At 61.5% G+C, this 17,064-nt stretch carries 12 protein-coding genes; 11 read left to right on the forward strand and 1 reads right to left on the reverse strand.

Annotated features, from left to right (window positions below):
* Positions 1 to 29 precede the first annotated feature (29 nt).
* From rpmE to JFV30_RS31075, 3 genes are all read left to right on the forward strand, one after another.
* Positions 30 to 260 (forward strand): 50S ribosomal protein L31, encoded by a 231-nt coding sequence (rpmE, locus tag JFV30_RS31065; protein ID WP_003209330.1) that lies wholly within the window; start codon positions 30 to 32, stop codon positions 258 to 260.
* Between the two features lie 41 nt (positions 261 to 301).
* Complete coding sequence (locus tag JFV30_RS31070; RefSeq protein ID WP_201126263.1) at positions 302 to 1,090, forward strand: thermonuclease family protein; 789 nt, start codon at positions 302 to 304, stop codon at positions 1,088 to 1,090.
* 182 nt (positions 1,091 to 1,272) lie between these two features.
* Positions 1,273 to 2,541, forward strand: a complete 1,269-nt coding sequence (locus JFV30_RS31075; RefSeq protein ID WP_010169201.1) for a malic enzyme-like NAD(P)-binding protein — start codon at positions 1,273 to 1,275, stop codon at positions 2,539 to 2,541.
* 71 nt (positions 2,542 to 2,612) lie between these two features.
* Here the strand turns inward: JFV30_RS31075 and JFV30_RS31080 are convergent, their stop codons facing one another.
* On the reverse strand, positions 2,613 to 5,069 hold the full coding sequence (locus JFV30_RS31080; RefSeq protein ID WP_446739883.1) for a penicillin-binding protein 1A: 2,457 nt from the start codon (positions 5,067 to 5,069) through the stop codon (positions 2,613 to 2,615).
* Between the two features lie 220 nt (positions 5,070 to 5,289).
* On the opposite strand from JFV30_RS31080, the gene pilM reads away from it, so the two are divergent.
* The 8 genes from pilM to gltB all read left to right on the forward strand — a co-directional run bounded on the left by pilM (position 5,290) and on the right by gltB (position 17,045).
* Positions 5,290 to 5,943 carry a type IV pilus biogenesis protein PilM gene (gene pilM / locus JFV30_RS31085; protein WP_201125961.1) on the forward strand — a complete coding sequence of 218 codons (654 nt, stop codon included), beginning with the start codon at positions 5,290 to 5,292 and terminating at the stop codon, positions 5,941 to 5,943.
* Positions 5,943 to 6,494, forward strand: a complete 552-nt coding sequence (locus JFV30_RS31090) for a PilN domain-containing protein (RefSeq protein ID WP_201125962.1) — start codon at positions 5,943 to 5,945, stop codon at positions 6,492 to 6,494. The genes pilM and JFV30_RS31090 overlap by 1 nt, the downstream gene beginning before the upstream one ends.
* Positions 6,491 to 7,507, forward strand: a complete 1,017-nt coding sequence (locus JFV30_RS31095; RefSeq protein ID WP_201125963.1) for a pilus assembly protein PilP — start codon at positions 6,491 to 6,493, stop codon at positions 7,505 to 7,507. The genes JFV30_RS31090 and JFV30_RS31095 overlap by 4 nt, the downstream gene beginning before the upstream one ends.
* Before the next feature lie 69 nt (positions 7,508 to 7,576).
* Positions 7,577 to 8,914 carry a type IV pilus secretin PilQ gene (locus tag JFV30_RS31100; RefSeq protein ID WP_201126264.1) on the forward strand — a complete coding sequence of 446 codons (1,338 nt, stop codon included), beginning with the start codon at positions 7,577 to 7,579 and terminating at the stop codon, positions 8,912 to 8,914.
* Positions 8,915 to 8,918: 4 nt separating this feature from the next.
* On the forward strand, positions 8,919 to 9,437 hold the full coding sequence (gene aroK, locus JFV30_RS31105; protein ID WP_003209345.1) for a shikimate kinase AroK: 519 nt from the start codon (positions 8,919 to 8,921) through the stop codon (positions 9,435 to 9,437).
* Between the two features lie 147 nt (positions 9,438 to 9,584).
* Entirely contained in the window at positions 9,585 to 10,685 is a 1,101-nt protein-coding gene (gene aroB, locus JFV30_RS31110; RefSeq protein ID WP_169386558.1) for a 3-dehydroquinate synthase, read from the forward strand.
* 10 nt (positions 10,686 to 10,695) lie between these two features.
* A complete protein-coding gene (locus tag JFV30_RS31115) occupies positions 10,696 to 12,249 on the forward strand; it encodes an SPOR domain-containing protein (protein ID WP_201125964.1) in 1,554 nt (517 codons plus the stop codon).
* A gap of 350 nt (positions 12,250 to 12,599) precedes the next feature.
* A complete protein-coding gene (gene gltB, locus JFV30_RS31120; protein ID WP_201125965.1) occupies positions 12,600 to 17,045 on the forward strand; it encodes a glutamate synthase large subunit in 4,446 nt (1,481 codons plus the stop codon).
* Positions 17,046 to 17,064: the final 19 nt, after the last annotated feature.

A 17,064-nucleotide genomic window follows, 5' to 3' on the forward strand; every position in this document is an offset into this window, starting at 1 on the left:
TGGCGGCACGCTAGCCTGAGGAATACACCATGAAAGCCGATATCCATCCAAACTATGTTGCCATCGACGTTACCTGCAGCTGCGGTAACAAGTTCGAAACCCGTTCGACTTTCGGCAAAGCTCTGCCAATCGACGTGTGCAACGAGTGCCACCCGTTCTACACCGGCAAGCAGAAGACTCTGGATGTTGGCGGCCGTGTTGATCGCTTCAAGACCCGCTTCGGTGCTTTCGGCGCTAAAGCTGCTCCTAAAGCCGAGTAAGGCTGGTTCGCTTGGATGGCCTGTATGGCTTGTCCTCGCTGATGAAAAAGGCGTCCCTGGTGGGCGCCTTTTTTGTGTCTGCGATTTGGCTCGCGCCCGCCCAGGCCGAGGTGTTCTGCCCGGCGCCCTCGACCTTGGCCACGTTCGAGGTGCAACGGGTGGTGGATGGCGACACCGTGCGCCTCAAGGACGGCCGCAGCGTGCGCATGATCGGCGTCAATGCCCCGGAAACCGGCAAGAAGGGCCGCACTGACGAGCCTTTCGCCGTGGCTGCTCGCGAGCGTTTGCAAAGCCTGGTGGATGCGAGCAACGGGCGAGTCGGCGTGGTGCCCGGCCGGGAGAGCAAGGACCGGTACGGGCGCACCCTGGCCCATCTCTACGGCGCCAACGGGGCGAATCTGGAGGCGCAGTTGCTTGCCGAAGGCCTCGGTTTCCTGGTGGCGGTCGCGCCGAATGTGGAGCTGGTTACCTGCCAGCAGGCCGCCGAGCGCAGCGCCCGGCAGGCCCGTTTAGGGGTGTGGCGCCAATCACCGGTGGTCGATGCGGCGAAGATCCAGCGCTCGGGCTTTGCCGTGGTCAGTGGCCAGGTGAGCAACATCGAGCGCAATCGCGGCGGAATCTGGATTGAGTTGCAGGGCTCACTGGTATTACGCATTGCACCCAATCTTGTGAACCAGTTCGAGAGCGCGCTGTTAAACGGTTTGCAGGGCCAGTCCATCGAAGCCCGAGGCTGGGTGCTGGACCGTTCCCGACACGGCGGCCTGAAAAATGGCCAGGCGCGCTGGCTGTTGCCACTGACCGATCCCGGCATGCTTCAGCGGATGCCGTAAGAAAAAAATTGTAGACATTTTTTCGTGTGATTGTGAACAGTTGAGCCCTTGTATCCCGTGGCTCTTGGCCAAAAGTCGTAGCGCAGGGCCCTTGACACCTGTGACTGCCCAGTCTTGTGGGGACTTTGCGACACGCGTATCCTCGGCGGTCCGTCGACCAACAGTAAAAGCGGAATGCCGATATGTCTGATTTGAAAACTGCCGCTCTCGAATATCATGCCCATCCTCGTCCAGGAAAGCTGAGTGTAGAGCTCACCAAAGCCACTGCCACCGCCCGCGACCTGTCGCTGGCCTACAGCCCTGGCGTTGCCGAGCCCGTACGTGAAATCGCCCGCGATCCTGAACTGGCTTACAAGTACACCGGCAAAGGCAACCTGGTTGCAGTGATCTCTGATGGCACCGCGATCCTGGGCCTGGGTAACCTCGGCCCATTGGCTTCCAAGCCAGTCATGGAAGGTAAAGGCGTGCTGTTCAAGCGCTTCGCCGGCATTGACGTATTCGACATCGAAGTCGACTCCGAGAGCCCACAGGCTTTCATCGACACCGTAAAACGTATCTCCATTACGTTCGGTGGCATCAACCTGGAAGACATCAAGGCACCTGAGTGCTTCGAGATCGAAAAGGCCCTGATCGAACAGTGCGACATTCCGGTTTTCCACGATGACCAGCACGGCACCGCAATCGTTACTGCGGCCGGCATGATCAACGCCCTGGAAATCGCTGGCAAAACCCTCGGCGAAGCCAAGATCGTGTGCCTGGGCGCCGGCGCTGCAGCCATCTCCTGCATGAAGTTGCTGGTGAGCATGGGCGCCAAGCTGGAAAACATCTACATGGTCGACAGCAAGGGCGTTGTTCAGTCCGAGCGTACCGACCTGAACCAGTACAAGGCGATGTTCGCGCATCCGTCCTCCAAGCGTACCCTGGCTGACGCCCTCGACGGTGCAGACGTGTTCGTTGGCCTGTCCGGCCCGAACCTGCTGAGCGCCGAAGGCCTCAAGTCCATGGCGGCCAACCCGATCGTGTTCGCGTGCTCCAACCCGGACCCGGAGATCTCCCCGGAACTGGCCCACGCCACCCGTAGCGACGTGATCATGGCCACCGGCCGTTCGGACTACCCGAACCAGGTCAACAACGTACTGGGCTTCCCGTTCATCTTCCGTGGTGCCCTGGACGTTCGCGCCAAGCGCATCAACGAAGAGATGAAAGTGGCTGCCGCCAATGCCCTGCGTGAACTGGCCAAGCTGCCGGTGCCTCAGGAAGTGTGCGACGCCTACGGCGGCATCAAGCTGGAATTCGGTCGTGAATACATCATCCCGAAACCAATGGATAAGCGCCTGATCACCCTGATCTCCGATGCCGTGGCCAAAGCCGCGATCGAGACCGGTGTGGCCACCCTGCCGTATCCGAAGCACTACCCGCTGCAAAGCGTGGATGATGTGTTCAACGGCTAAGCCGTTGTAGCGCACCAACAAAAAGCCCCGGCTCTTGCGAGTCGGGGCTTTTTTTGTGGCTGGCGATTACGTCAGAACAAGTCGATCGGCGCCGCCTCATCCGCCGGCAGCGGGCTGCCCGGTGCAACACCGTTGCCCAGTTCGTTGACCGACGGTGGCGTGTCTTCGCTCTTGAACAGCTCGAAGTACGCATTTGGCGTGCTCGGTGCTGCCGCACGACCGCTGACCGGGTCGATCCGCAGGCTGAGAATGCCTTCCGGCTCAGGCTGGGTATGCAGCGGCATATCCTTGAGCGCGGCACCCATGTAGCTCATCCAGATCGGCAGTGCGACAGTACCGCCGAACTCGCGGCGCCCGAGGCTTTCCGGCTGGTCGTAACCGGTCCATACGGTGGTCACGTAATCGGCGTTGTAGCCCGAGAACCATGCATCCTTGGAGTCGTTGGTGGTACCGGTTTTACCGGCGATGTCAGCGCGGCCCAGGGCCAGTGCGCGACGGCCAGTACCCTTCTTGATCACGTCTTCCAGGATGCTGTTGAGGATGTATGTGGTACGGCCATCCACCACACGCTCAGCCACGGCCGGCGCTTGTGGCGCGGCGGGTGCACCGGCTGCCGGGGCTTCGCCTGGCGTCGGCTCGATGGTGATACCGCCGTTGGTCGGTGCTGCCTGGCCGTCAGTGGCTGCGACGCCATTGACCACGTCGCCCGGAACCCGCGGCGGGTTGGCGGTGAACAGGGTTTCGCCGCTACGGCTTTCGATCTTGTCGATCAGGTACGGCGTGATCTTGTAGCCGCCGTTGGCAAAGGTGCTCCAGCCGGTGGCGATTTCCATCGGCGTCAGCGTGGCCGTACCCAGTGCCAGGGACAGGTTGGGCGGCAGGTCCGACTTGTTGAAGCCGAAGCGGGTGATGTAGTCGATGGTCTTGCCTACACCCATCGCTTGCAGCAGGCGGATCGACACCAGGTTACGCGACTTGTACAGCGCCTCGCGGATGCGGATCGGGCCAAGGAAGGTGTTGGTGTCGTTCTTCGGGCGCCAGACCTTGTCCAGGTACTCGTCGACAAACACGATCGGTGCATCGTTGACCAGGCTGGCGGCGGTGTAGCCGCTGTCCAGGGCGGCGCTGTAGATGAACGGCTTGAAGCTCGAACCCGGCTGGCGCTTGGCTTGGGTGGCGCGGTTGTAGTTGCTCTGCTCGAAGGCAAAGCCGCCGACCAGGGCACGGATTGCACCGTTCTGCGGGTCAAGCGATACCAGTGCGCCCTGTGCCACCGGCACCTGGCTGAATTTCAGGCTGTCGTCTTTCTGGCGCTGCACGCGGATCAGGTCACCAACCTGCGCCACGTCCGACGGCTGCTTGGGCATCGCGCCCATGCTGTTGGTGTTCAGGAACGGGCGAGCCCATTTCATGCTGTCCCACGACACATGCTCTTCGCCGGTGCGGGTCAGTACCTGCACGCCATCTTTCTTCACCTGGGTGACGATGGCGGGCTCAAGGCCGCTGATCGGGCGCTGTTTGCCCAGCTCGACGGTCCAGGCGCTCAGGGTCTTGCCCGGCAGGCGCGATTCGGGGCCGCGGTAGCCGTGGCGCTGATCGTAGGCGACCAGGCCATCGTGCACCGACTTGTTGGCGATTTCCTGCAGGTTGCTCGGAATCGTCGTGGTCACGCGGAAACCTTCGGTGTACGCCTCGCTGCCGTAACGGCCGACCATCTCGGCACGGGCCATTTCGGCGATATACGGAGCATTCACTTCCGGCGTTGGTACGTGGTAGCTGGCGTTCAACGGCTCGGCCACGGCACTTTCGTACGCGGCCTGGTCGATCTTGCCCAGTTTGTACATGCGGCCCAGGATCCAGTCGCGACGCTCTTTACTGCGCGCCGGGTTGGCCAGCGGGTTGAAGCGTGAAGGCGCCTTTGGCAGGCCGGCAATCATCGCCATCTGCGCCAGGCTGGCGTCACGAATCGACTTGCCGTAGTAAACCTGGGAAGCCGCCTCGATGCCGTAGGCACGGTTGCCGAGGTAGATCTTGTTGACGTACAGCTCAAGGATCTCGTCCTTGGTCAGCTGACGTTCGATCTGCAACGCCAGGAGGATTTCCGTGGCCTTGCGGGAAAAGCTGCGTTCGCTGGTCAGGAAGAAGTTCTTCGCCACCTGCATGGTGATGGTGCTGCCACCGGACTGAATGTGTCCGCTTTTTACCAACTGCGTGGCGGCCCGCACCAGGCTGCTTGGGTCGACGCCATAGTGATTGGCGAAGTTATCGTCTTCAGCCGACAGCAGGGCGTTGATGAAATTGGGTGGAATGTCGGCGAAACGGATCGGGGTGCGGCGCATTTCGCCGAACTCCGCGATCAGTTTTTCATCGCTGCTGTAGACCCGCAAAGGAATCTGCAACTGGATACTTCTCAGGGCCTCTACGGAGGGCAAACCCGGACTAAGGTAGAGATAGGCCCCGCTGAGCACGAGCATCAGCCCGCAGACGATCGCGACAATGGAGTACCCGAAAAACTTCAGCAGACGAATCAAGGCTTTTGGATTTCCAAGGAAAAGAATGGGTTAGGCGTCGGGGCATGCACGGCAAGCGGTGGATCGACCCGGCCAGCAGATAAACGCGGGAAAAAACGCTGGGCATTAAAGCATTTTTCGGCTTCGGGCGTCATTCGCGCCGCTCGTACAAGCCGACCGAATGCATGAAGCCTGGCAACAATCAGTCCGTAAGACAGGGAAAGTTTTGGGGAGTTTTATGCGAAAGGGATTTTTCAGGCGAAAAGCCGATGCCGTCCTCGGTGTTGATATCAATGACGCCGGTGTCAAGTTGGTGGAGCTGGAGGTTTCAGGCGGCGGCTACAGCGTCCGGGCCTATGGCATGCAGCAGTTGCCGGCCCATGCGGTGGTCGACAGCAGCGTGGTCGATTTTGATGCCGTCGCGCAGGCCCTTTCCCGGGCGCTGGCACAGGCCCATACATCACTCAGGCAGGCCGCCGTGGCCGTGGCCGGGCCTTCGGTGATTACCCGGGTGATCGAGATGGAGGTGGGGCTCACCGAGGCTGAAATGACGCGTCGAATCCACGTGGAAGCAGACCAGTACATTCCTTATCCGTTGGAAGATGTGGCCATCGACTTTCAGGTGCAGGGCCCGTCGGCCCATGATCCACAGCGAATCGAGGTGCTGCTGGTTGCCTGCCTCAAGGAGCAGGTGGAGGCCCGTGAGGCGGTTTTGGCCCTGGCCGGGCTGGCGACGCGGATAGTGGATGTCGAAGCATTTGCATTGGCTCGCGCGGGCAGGCAGGCTTCGGGCAGCATCACGCCGGGCCGTCGTGTCGATGGCGCGCGATGGGCCGTGGATGCCCAGGGAATGGGAGTGGCCTGTGGGTTGGCCCTGAGGAGTTTCGACTGATGACACGAATCAACCTGCTGCCGTGGCGCGCAGAACGGAATGAGCGGCGGCGCAAATACTTCCTGGTGTTCTTGCTGGGGGCTGCGGCTGTGGCCCTGGCTGCGGTATGGCTGGCAGACCAGGTGATCGATCGCGCGATTGACCGGCAAATGGCTCGCAACAGCCAGTTGAGCCAGGGTGTCACCGGGCTCGACTCCCGGATCAAGGCCATCGACGAGTTGCATGAACAGCGCCAGCAGTTGATGGAGCGGATGAAGGTCGTGCAGGGTTTGCAGGACGACCGTTCGAAGGGTGCCCAGTTGCTGGACCAGTTGGCCCGTGCCGTGCCGGACGGCGTGCAGTTGCGAGAGGTGAGCGTGGACGGTGGTTCTGTTTCGATCAGCGGCACTGCCGAGTCGAACCAGGACATTGCTCAGTTGATGCGTGGCCTTGAGGCCGCGGATGACTTGCAGGCGCCAAGGCTTCAACGGGTTCGGGGTGCGCAGGGCGGCGATGACAACGGCTTTCAACTGACGGTGCGCCATGGTCATTCGGATGAGGTGCGCCAATGAGAGGGGCGTCAGGCCTGCCAAGGCTGACGGAACTTGAAATTGCCCAGCTCTACCGAAACGCCGCCAACTGGCCCCTGCCTGCCAAGGCGTTGCTGGGTGGCGCGGTTGTTTGCCTGCTGTGGATAGCGGGCAGCACCTTCTACTTGAGCGGGTCACGGGCGCAATTGCACCAGCTAGAGGTGCAGGAAGGGGTACTTGAGCAGCAGGTAGCGCTGAAGACCAGCCAGGCAGCGGGTCTGGAATCTCAGGCCCGCGCACTGGAAACGATGCAAGGCCGTTTCGCCAACCTGTTGCGGCAGTTGCCAGCCGATACCGAAGTGCCCGGCCTGCTTGAAGATATCAGCCGCCTGGGTGCCGCCAATGGCCTGGTACTGGAGAGCATCGAACTTCTGGGTGAGCAGCCTCGGCCCCTCTACATCGAGCTGCCCATGCAGATTGGCGTCACCGGGGCTTTTCCTGATCTGGCGGCGTTCATCAACGGCGTGGCCGGTTTGCCTCGGATTGTTACGGTGCATGACTTGGCGTTCAGCCACGCAAATCCCTCGTTGTTGCGCCTCAGCCTGGTGGCCAAGACTTATCGCTACCACCAGCAGGCGGGTGATGACTTGCGCGAGTCATCGCAGGCTTTGGCCGAATCCCGTCCGCCGCCGCCAATTGCCTACGATTTTGCGTCCTTGCGTGATCCTTTCCAGTCGCCCTCTCGCCAGCGTGTGCGGCCCGTTGGGCGACCGGCGACGGGCCCCGATCTCGCCAGGCCCCGAGGCGTGCTCGAAAGCCTCGCCGTGGAGCAGTTCGAGATGGTCGGCACCTTGTCCCTGGGGACGCAAACCTTCGCGCTGCTGCGTGGAGCCGCGTCTATCCATCGCCTGGCAATCGGCGATTACCTGGGCCCGGACCACGGGCGCATCACTGCGATTCATGACTCCCATGTCGAGCTGGCCGAGCTTTTCCCGGATGGCCAGGGCGCTTGGCTGGAACGCTCGCAAACCCTTGCCCTGAACGTAAACTCATAACGGAAACAAACAATGAAAAGGACTTTTTCGTCCTTCGGTGTGGCGCTATGGATAGCGTTCACGGCACCGATGGTCCTGGCTGTGCCCAATCGAATCGACCTGATTCACCTGCCGCCACCTGGCAACGTGCCCCTGAGCACCGCACGGGTTGCATTTACTGGCGACAAGCTGTCCCTCAATTTCCAGAACATAGAACTGCGTGCGGTGCTGCAGCAGATTGCCGATGTTGCCGGCCTCAATCTGGTGGCCAGCGATGAGGTGCAGGGTTCGATCACCTTGCGGCTCAAGGACGTGCCATGGGACCAGGCCCTGGACCTGGTGCTGCAAACCAAGGGGTTGGATAAGCGTGTGACGGCCAACGTGCTGCTGGTCGCGCCGGCGGAGGAGTTGGCCGCTCGGGAGTTGCTGGTGCTGGAGTCGCGCAAGCAAATGACTGAGTTGGCGCCGCTGCGCCGCGAGTTGTTGCAGGTCAACTATGCCAGGGCGGCGGACCTGGCCAAGCTGTTCCAGTCGGCCGTGGGCCTGGAAGGTGCAACCGATGAGCGCGGCTCGGTGGCGGTGGATGACCGCACCAACAACATCATCGCCTACCAGACCCAGGAGCGCCTGGAGGAGCTGCGCCGGATCGTCGCGCAGCTGGATATACCGGTGCGGCAGGTGATGATCGAGGCGCGGATTGTCGAGGCCAATGTGGATTACGACAAAAGTCTCGGCGTGCGCTGGGGCGGACAGGCCAACCGGGGGAACTGGGGCGCTGGCGGGATCAGAACCCCGCTGGCGGACGGAGCCGAGCCGCCCGAAAGTCCGCCCAGCTCACCGTTTGTCGATCTGGGTACGGTCAACGGCAGCGCCGGCCTGGGTGTCGCCTTCATCACCGACAACCTGCTGCTGGACCTGGAACTGACTGCCATGGAAAAAACCGGCAACGGGGAAATTGTCTCGCAGCCCAAGGTGGTCACCTCCGACAAGGAAACCGCGCGAATCCTAAAGGGCACCGAGATTCCCTATCAGGAGTCCAGTTCTACCGGGGCCACCTCGGTGTCATTCAAGGAGGCCTCGCTGTCGCTGGAAGTGACCCCGCAAATCACCCCGGATGGCTGGGTGATCATGGAGGTCAAGGTCACCAAGGATGAGCCCGACTACCTGAACAAACTCAACGACGTGCCGCCGATCAAGAAAAACGAGGTCAACGCCAAGGTGTTGGTCAAGGATGGGGAGACCATCGTGATTGGCGGGGTTTTCTCCAATACTCAAAGCAAAGTGGTAGATAAAGTGCCATTTTTGGGCGATGTGCCGTATCTTGGCCGCCTTTTCCGGCGGGATGTGGTTTCGGAGAAAAAATCCGAGCTGCTGGTATTCCTGACTCCGCGTATTATGAATAACCAGGCGATTGCTGTGAGTCGTTGATTCTGTGCGAAATTTGATTCTTGTTGGACCGATGGGGGCTGGAAAAAGCACCATCGGCCGTTTGCTGGCCAAAGAGCTGCGCCTGCCATTCAAAGATTCCGACAAGGAAATTGAATTGCGCACGGGCGCCAATATCCCGTGGATCTTCGATAAGGAAGGCGAACTGGGCTTTCGCGACCGCGAGCAGGCGATGATTGCCGAGCTGTGCGGCTGCGATGGCGTGGTATTGGCCACCGGCGGCGGCGCGGTGATGCGCGATGAGAATCGCCGGGCGCTGCACGCCGGCGGTCGCGTGGTTTACCTGCATGCCTCTGTCGAGCAGCAGGTGGGCCGCACCGCTCGCGATCGCAATCGCCCGTTGTTGCGCACCGCCGACCCGGCGAAAACCCTGCGGGACCTGCTGACGCTGCGCGACCCGCTTTATCGGGAAATCGCCGATCTGGTGGTGGAAACCGATGAGCGGCCGCCACGAATGGTCGTTCTCGACATTCTTGAGCGCCTGGCGCAGTTGCCACCCCGTTAAAGCCAGAGCCGAAATGCGCTATTCTCGGCGGCGCGTCATGACCGTCCGAGTTGTGGCGTAGAGCCATCAGGCGGCGTCAGATCCCGACGTTGCCGACAACGTTAATGTAGGGCAATACGCCTGCTTTCATCTTCAACGCGGGGACACATGCAGACACTTAAGGTCGATCTTGGCGAGCGCAGCTACCCGATCCACATTGGCGAAGGTTTGTTGGACCTGCCCGAGTTGCTCGCACCGCATATTGCCGGGCGGCAAGTGGCGATCATCTCCAACGAAACGGTCGCGCCGCTGTATCTTGAGCGTCTGAGCCGCAGCCTGGCGGCGTACTCGGTGATCTCGGTGGTGTTGCCTGACGGCGAGGCCTTCAAGACCTGGGAAACCCTGCAACTGATCTTCGATGGCCTGCTGACGGCCCGTCATGACCGGCGCACCACCGTGGTGGCGCTGGGCGGTGGGGTGATCGGCGACATGGCCGGCTTTGCGGCCGCCTGCTATCAGCGCGGCGTGGATTTTATCCAGGTGCCGACCACCTTGCTGTCCCAGGTCGATTCGTCGGTGGGTGGCAAGACCGGCATCAACCACCCGCTGGGCAAGAACATGGTCGGCGCGTTCTATCAGCCGAATGTGGTGCTGATCGACACCGCGACCCTCAATACCCTGCCGCCTCGCGAGTTGTCCGCAGGCCTGGCGGAAGTCATCAAGTACGGGCTGATCTGCGACGAGCCGTTCCTGACCTGGCTTGAAGAGCATGTCGACGCCCTGCGCGCCCTGGACCAGGTGGCACTGACCGAAGCGATTTCCCGCTCCTGCGCCGCCAAGGCACTGGTGGTGAATGCTGACGAGCGTGAGTCCGGCGTACGCGCTACCTTGAACCTCGGCCACACCTTCGGCCATGCGATCGAGACCCACATGGGCTATGGTGTGTGGTTGCATGGAGAGGCTGTAGCGGCTGGCACGGTAATGGCACTTGAGATGTCGCAGCGCCTGGGCTGGATCAGCGCCCAGGAGCGTGATCGCGGGATCCGCCTGTTCCAGCGCGCCGGGTTGCCGGTCATTCCTCCCGAGGAGATGACCGAGGCAGATTTTCTCGAACACATGGCAATAGACAAGAAAGTGATCGACGGTCGACTGCGACTGGTGCTGTTGCGCCGAATGGGCGAAGCGGTAGTGACCGACGATTATCCGAAAGAGATTTTACAGGCCACGCTGGGAGCGGATTACCGCGCCCTGGCCCAGCTTAAAGGTTAATAAGATCCCGATGACTAGTTTGCATGCCGACGAGGCGTTCCTCGGCCATTACCAGTTAAGCCACGACCCTTTTGCTCCGCGGGTGCCTGGTTTCAAATTTTTCCCTGCACAACGCAAGCCGGTGCTGGGGCAATTGCACCACCTGGCGCGCTACAGCCAGCTGTTGCTGGTGGTCACCGGCCCGTTGGGCAGCGGCAAGACCTTGCTGCGCCAGGCGCTGGTTGCCAGCACCAACAAGCAATCGGTGCAGAGCGTGGTGGTTTCCGCCCGTGGCGCCGGTGATGCGGCAGGTGTGTTGCGTCAGGTAGCCCAGGCCCTGGACGTGTCCACTGCCGAGCCGAACGCAATCCTCAAGCAAGTGGTGCAACTGGGCCTGACGGGCCAGGAAGTCTACCTGCTGGTGGACGACGCCGAGCAGCTCGACGAATCCGCCCTGGAGGCCTTGCTGGCCCTGGCGGCCGGTACGCCTGAAGGTCGCCCCCATGTGTTCCTGTTTGGCGAGTCTTCGCTGATTGCCGAGCTGGAGCAGATCAGCGGCGAGCAGGAGCTGTTCCACGTCATCGAACTGCAGCCTTACGAAGAGGAAGAAACCCGCGAATACCTGGCCCAACGGCTGGAAGGCGCAGGGAAGGGCATCGAACTTTTCTCTGCTTCGCAGATCTCTGATATTCACGAAAGCTCCGACGGCTGGCCTGGCACCATCAACCAGGTTGCCCGGGATGCAATGATCGAAGCCATGATTGCCAGCCGCTCAGCGGTTAAGCGTCCAAAGATGGGGTTTACTATGCCGAAGAAGCACGTATTGGCAATTTCTGCCGTTGTCGTGGTCGCTGTCGCCGCCGCCTGGTTGATTCCAGGTCGCAACAAGGCCCCGACCACCGCTGGCGCGCCAACCGAACAGGCGCAGTTGCCACTGGGCAAGCCAACACCGAACGTTGAATTTGCCAACTCCGGCCAACCCACCAACCTGCCAATGGTTGGCCAGCCTGTGATGCGTGGCCCGCTGGCCGAGGCTGCGGGCGGTATCAGCGAAGGGGATGACGGCGTGCCGGTTGAAGGCTCCAGCGCCACGCCACCGACCGTCACCACCACTGCACCACCGGCTGGCGTGCCAGCGGGTCAGCCGGCTGCCAAGCCTGCGCCTGCACCGGCCCAGGTTGCCACCGCCAAGCCGGCGCCGGTTGCCAAGCCTGTAGCCCCGGCGCCGGTGGCCAAACCGGCTCCAGCCGCCAAGCCTGCTGAAAAACCTGTGACCGTGGCCAAGGCCGGCGCCACCGGCAGCAGCTGGTACAGCAGCCAGCCTACCGGTAACTTCGTGGTGCAGATCCTCGGCACCAGCTCCGAAGCCAACGCCCAGGCGTTCGTGAAAGAGCAGGGCGGCGAGTACCGTTATTTCAAGAAAGTACTCAACGGCAAGCCTCTCTACGTGATCACTTACGGCAACTTCTCCAGCCGTACCGCAGCGGAATCCGCTATCAAGGCCTTGCCAGCGAAGGTTCAGGCTGGTAAACCTTGGCCTCGCACTGTCGCCAGCGTTCAACAAGAACTGGCAACAACTCGCTGAAGATCCGGCGGCCTTACCCAGGCCGCCCTCTCGGCACCTCAAAAAAAACAACACAGCGTGCAGCCCTGAAGGCCGCGCGCTTTGTGGTGTCTGCGTCACAGTAGCTTTTGAGTCGTAGCGGTCAGAATTAAAAAAGTTTTGACTAGCACAGCATATCGCTTTAAACCTTTCATAAATGCGACATAGATTTGCGACATTTCGTCGCTAAATTTGTGAGCGTCTGTGTCGGTGTGTACAATGACCTCCCTTTTGCCCCCGCTAAGCCGGCGTACGTTCGGCGTGGAAGGTAACCGGTTGAATTGAAAAGAAATTTGCCTCGAAATAAGAGGCAGCCTGGTGAGAAAGTGTCTATGAAAGCAGGTCTGTACCAACCCGATGAATTCAAGGATAACTGCGGTTTCGGCCTGATAGCCCATATGCAGGGCGAGCCCAGTCATACCCTTTTGCAAACGGCCATCGAGGCCCTGACCTGCATGACCCACCGCGGTGGGATCAACGCCGACGGCAAGACCGGTGACGGTTGCGGCTTGCTGATTCAAAAGCCCGACCAGTTCCTGCGCGCTGTCGCCAAGGAGCATTTCGGCACCGATTTGCCCAAGCAGTACGCCGTGGGCATGGTGTTCTTCAACCAGGACCCGGTAAAAGCCGAAGCCGCTCGCGAGAACATGAACCGCGAGATCCTGGCCGCCGGCCTGCAGCTCGTCGGCTGGCGCAAAGTGCCAATCGACACCAGTGTACTCGGCCGCCTGGCCCTGGAGCGCCTGCCGCAGATCGAACAAGTGTTCATCGCCGGCGACGGCCTGAGCGACCAGGACATGGCGATCAAGCTGTTCACGTCCCGTCGTCGCTCGTCCGTGGCCAACGCTGCCGACACCGACCACTACATCTGCAGCTTTTCCCACAAGACCATCATTTATAAAGGCCTGATGATGCCGGCGGATTTGACCGCCTTCTATCCAGACCTGAGCGATGAGCGCCTGCAAACCGCAATCTGCGTGTTCCACCAGCGCTTCTCCACCAACACCCTGCCGAAATGGCCGCTGGCCCAGCCATTCCGCTTCCTCGCCCACAATGGCGAGATCAACACCATCACCGGCAACCGCAACTGGGCTGTGGCCCGTCGCACCAAGTTCGCCAACGACCTGATGGACCTGGAAGAGCTCGGCCCGCTGGTCAACCGCGTGGGTTCCGACTCCTCCAGCATGGACAACATGCTCGAGCTGATGGTCACCGGCGGCATCGACCTGTTCCGTGGCGTGCGCATGATCATTCCGCCTGCGTGGCAGAACGTCGAGACCATGGACCCCGACCTGCGGGCGTTCTATGAGTACAACTCGATGCACATGGAACCGTGGGACGGCCCGGCCGGCGTGGTAATGACCGACGGTCGCTACGCCGTGTGCCTGCTCGACCGTAACGGCCTGCGCCCGGCGCGTTGGGTGACCACCACCAACGGCTTCATCACCCTGGCGTCGGAAATCGGCGTGTGGAACTACCAGCCGGAAGACGTGATCGCCAAGGGCCGCGTCGGCCCGGGCCAGATCCTCGCCGTGGACACCGAAACCGGTCAGATCCTCGACACCGATGCGATCGACAATCGCCTGAAGTCCCGTCACCCGTACAAGCAATGGCTGCGCAAGAACGCCCTGCGCATCCAGGCGACCATGGAAGACAACGACCACGGTTCGGCTTTCTACGACGTCGACCAGCTCAAGCAGTACATGAAGATGTACCAGGTCACTTTCGAAGAACGTGACCAGGTGCTGCGTCCATTGGGCGAGCAAGGCTACGAGGCCGTCGGCTCCATGGGCGATGACACGCCAATGGCCGTGCTGTCCCAGCGCGTGCGTACGCCGTACGACTATTTCCGCCAGCAGTTCGCCCAGGTGACCAACCCGCCGATCGACCCGCTGCGTGAAGCCATCGTGATGTCGCTGGAAGTGTGCCTCGGTGCCGAGCGCAACATCTTCCAGGAATCGCCTGAGCACGCTTCCCGCGTGATCCTCAGCTCGCCGGTCATTTCCCCGGCCAAGTGGCGTTCGTTGATGACCCTGGATCGTCCAGGCTTCGACCGGCAGATCATCGACCTGAACTACGACGAGAGCCTCGGCCTGGAAGCCGCTGTGCGCAACGTTGCCGATCAGGCTGAAGAAGCCGTACGCGCCGGTCGTACCCAGATCGTCCTGACTGACCGCCACATTGCCCCGGGCAAGCTGCCGATCCACGCATCCCTGGCTACCGGCGCGGTGCACCACCGCCTGACCGAAAAAGGCCTGCGTTGCGACTCCAACATCCTGGTTGAAACCGCCACCGCCCGCGACCCGCATCACTTTGCGGTGTTGATCGGCTTCGGCGCCTCCGCGGTGTACCCGTTCCTGGCGTACGAAGTACTCGGCGACCTGATCCGCACCGGTGAAGTCCTGGGCGACCTCTACGAGGTGTTCAAGAACTACCGTAAAGGCATCACCAAGGGCCTGCTGAAGATCCTGTCGAAGATGGGCATCTCCACCGTCACGTCCTACCGCGGCGCTCAATTGTTCGAAGCCATCGGCCTGTCGGAAGAAGTCTGCGAGATGAGCTTCCGTGGTGTGCCGAGCCGCATCAAGGGCGCACGTTTCGTCGACATCGAAGCCGAACAGAAAGCCCTGGCAGCCGAAGCCTGGAGCGCGCGCAAGCCGATCCAGCAAGGCGGCCTGCTGAAGTTCGTGCACGGTGGCGAATACCACGCCTACAACCCGGACGTGGTCAACACCCTGCAAGCTGCCGTACAGCAGGGCGACTACGCCAAGTTCAAGGAATACACCGCGCTGGTGGATAACCGCCCGGTGTCGATGATCCGCGACCTGTTCAAGGTGAAAACCCTGGACACGCCGCTGGCCATCAGCGAGATCGAACCACTGGAGTCGATCCTCAAGCGTTTCGACTCCGCCGGTATTTCCCTGGGCGCGTTGTCGCCTGAGGCTCACGAAGCCCTGGCCGAAGCCATGAACCGCCTGGGTGCGCGTTCCAACTCCGGCGAAGGCGGTGAAGACCCGGCGCGTTACGGCACCATCAAGAGCTCGAAAATCAAGCAGGTTGCCACGGGCCGTTTCGGCGTGACCCCGGAATACCTGGTCAACGCCGAAGTGCTGCAGATCAAGGTGGCCCAGGGCGCCAAGCCGGGTGAAGGCGGACAACTGCCAGGCGGCAAGGTCAACGGCCTGATCGCCAAACTGCGTTACGCAGTGCCGGGCGTGACCCTGATTTCGCCGCCGCCGCACCACGACATCTACTCCATCGAGGATTTGTCGCAGCTGATTTTCGACCTGAAACAAGTCAACCCGCAGGCGCTGGTCTCGGTGAAACTGGTCGCGGAAGCCGGCGTGGGCACCATCGCCGCCGGTGTGGCCAAGGCCTATGCCGACCTGATCACCATCTCGGGCTACGACGGCGGCACCGGCGCTTCGCCGCTGACCTCCATCAAGTACGCTGGCGCGCCGTGGGAACTGGGCCTGGCGGAAACTCACCAGACCCTGCGCGGCAACGACCTGCGCGGCAAGGTCCGGGTGCAGACCGACGGTGGCCTGAAAACCGGCCTCGACGTGATCAAGGCTGCGATCCTCGGCGCCGAAAGCTTCGGCTTCGGCACCGCACCGATGATCGCCCTGGGCTGCAAATACCTGCGCATCTGCCACCTGAACAACTGCGCCACCGGCGTGGCCACTCAGAACGAGAAGCTGCGCAAGGACCACTACATCGGTACCGTCGACATGGTGGTGAACTTCTTCACCTACGTCGCCGAAGAAACCCGTGAGTGGCTGGCCAAGCTGGGCGTGCGCTCCCTGGAAGAGCTGATCGGCCGTACCGACCTGCTGGACATCCTCGAAGGCCAGACCGCCAAGCAACAGCACCTGGACCTGACGCCGCTGTTGGGCAGCGATCACATCCCGGCCGACAAACCACAGTTCTGCCAGGTTGACCGCAACCCGCCGTTCGACAAGGGCCTGCTGGCCGAGAAGATGGTCGAGATGGCCAGTTCGTCGATCAACGACGCGAGCGGCGGCGAATTCGCCCTGGATATCTGCAACTGCGACCGTTCCATCGGCGCACGCATCTCCGGCGAAATCGCACGCAAGCACGGCAACCAGGGCATGGCCAAGGCGCCGATCACCTTCCGCTTCAAGGGCACCGCTGGCCAGAGCTTCGGCGTATGGAACGCCGGTGGCCTGAACATGTACCTCGAAGGCGACGCCAACGACTACGTGGGCAAGGGCATGACCGGCGGCAAGCTGGTGATCGTTCCGCCTGCGGGCAGCGTCTACAAGACTCAAGACAGTGCGATCATCGGCAACACCTGCCTGTACGGCGCAACCGGCGGCAAGCTGTTTGCAGCCGGTACGGCGGGTGAGCGTTTCGCGGTGCGTAACTCCGGTGCCCACACCGTGGTTGAAGGCACCGGCGATCACTGCTGCGAGTACATGACCGGTGGCTTTGTCGCGGTGCTGGGCAAGACCGGCTACAACTTCGGTTCGGGCATGACCGGCGGTTTCGCCTACGTGCTCGACCAGGACAACACCTTCGTCGACAAGGTGAACCACGAGTTGGTGGAGATCCAGCGGATCAGCGGCGAAGCGATGGAATCCTATCGCAACCACTTGCAGCATGTGCTGGACGAATATGTCGAGGAAACCAACAGCGAATGGGGTCGTAACCTCGCTGAAAACCTCGATGACTACCTGCGCCGTTTCTGGCTGGTCAAGCCCAAGGCTGCCAACCTGAAATCGTTGCTTTCCAGCATCCGTGCCAACCCGCAGTGATATGCGCCTGAAGAGTTTG

It is taken from the genome of Pseudomonas sp. TH32 (assembly GCF_016650855.1).
In the GTDB taxonomy this organism is placed as follows: domain Bacteria; phylum Pseudomonadota; class Gammaproteobacteria; order Pseudomonadales; family Pseudomonadaceae; genus Aquipseudomonas.

Bases quoted from the DNA above. Each gene is read 5' to 3' on its own strand.
- rpmE (WP_003209330.1), top strand. From the start codon at position 30: ATGAAAGCCGATATCCATCCAAACTATGTTGCCATCGACGTTACCTGC.
- JFV30_RS31070 (WP_201126263.1), top strand. From the start codon at position 302: ATGAAAAAGGCGTCCCTGGTGGGCGCCTTTTTTGTGTCTGCGATTTGG.
- JFV30_RS31075 (WP_010169201.1), top strand. From the start codon at position 1,273: ATGTCTGATTTGAAAACTGCCGCTCTCGAATATCATGCCCATCCTCGT.
- pilM (WP_201125961.1), top strand. From the start codon at position 5,290: ATGCGAAAGGGATTTTTCAGGCGAAAAGCCGATGCCGTCCTCGGTGTT.
- JFV30_RS31090 (WP_201125962.1), top strand. From the start codon at position 5,943: ATGACACGAATCAACCTGCTGCCGTGGCGCGCAGAACGGAATGAGCGG.
- JFV30_RS31095 (WP_201125963.1), top strand. From the start codon at position 6,491: ATGAGAGGGGCGTCAGGCCTGCCAAGGCTGACGGAACTTGAAATTGCC.
- JFV30_RS31100 (WP_201126264.1), top strand. From the start codon at position 7,577: ATGGTCCTGGCTGTGCCCAATCGAATCGACCTGATTCACCTGCCGCCA.
- aroB (WP_169386558.1), top strand. From the start codon at position 9,585: ATGCAGACACTTAAGGTCGATCTTGGCGAGCGCAGCTACCCGATCCAC.
- JFV30_RS31115 (WP_201125964.1), top strand. From the start codon at position 10,696: ATGACTAGTTTGCATGCCGACGAGGCGTTCCTCGGCCATTACCAGTTA.
- gltB (WP_201125965.1), top strand. From the start codon at position 12,600: ATGAAAGCAGGTCTGTACCAACCCGATGAATTCAAGGATAACTGCGGT.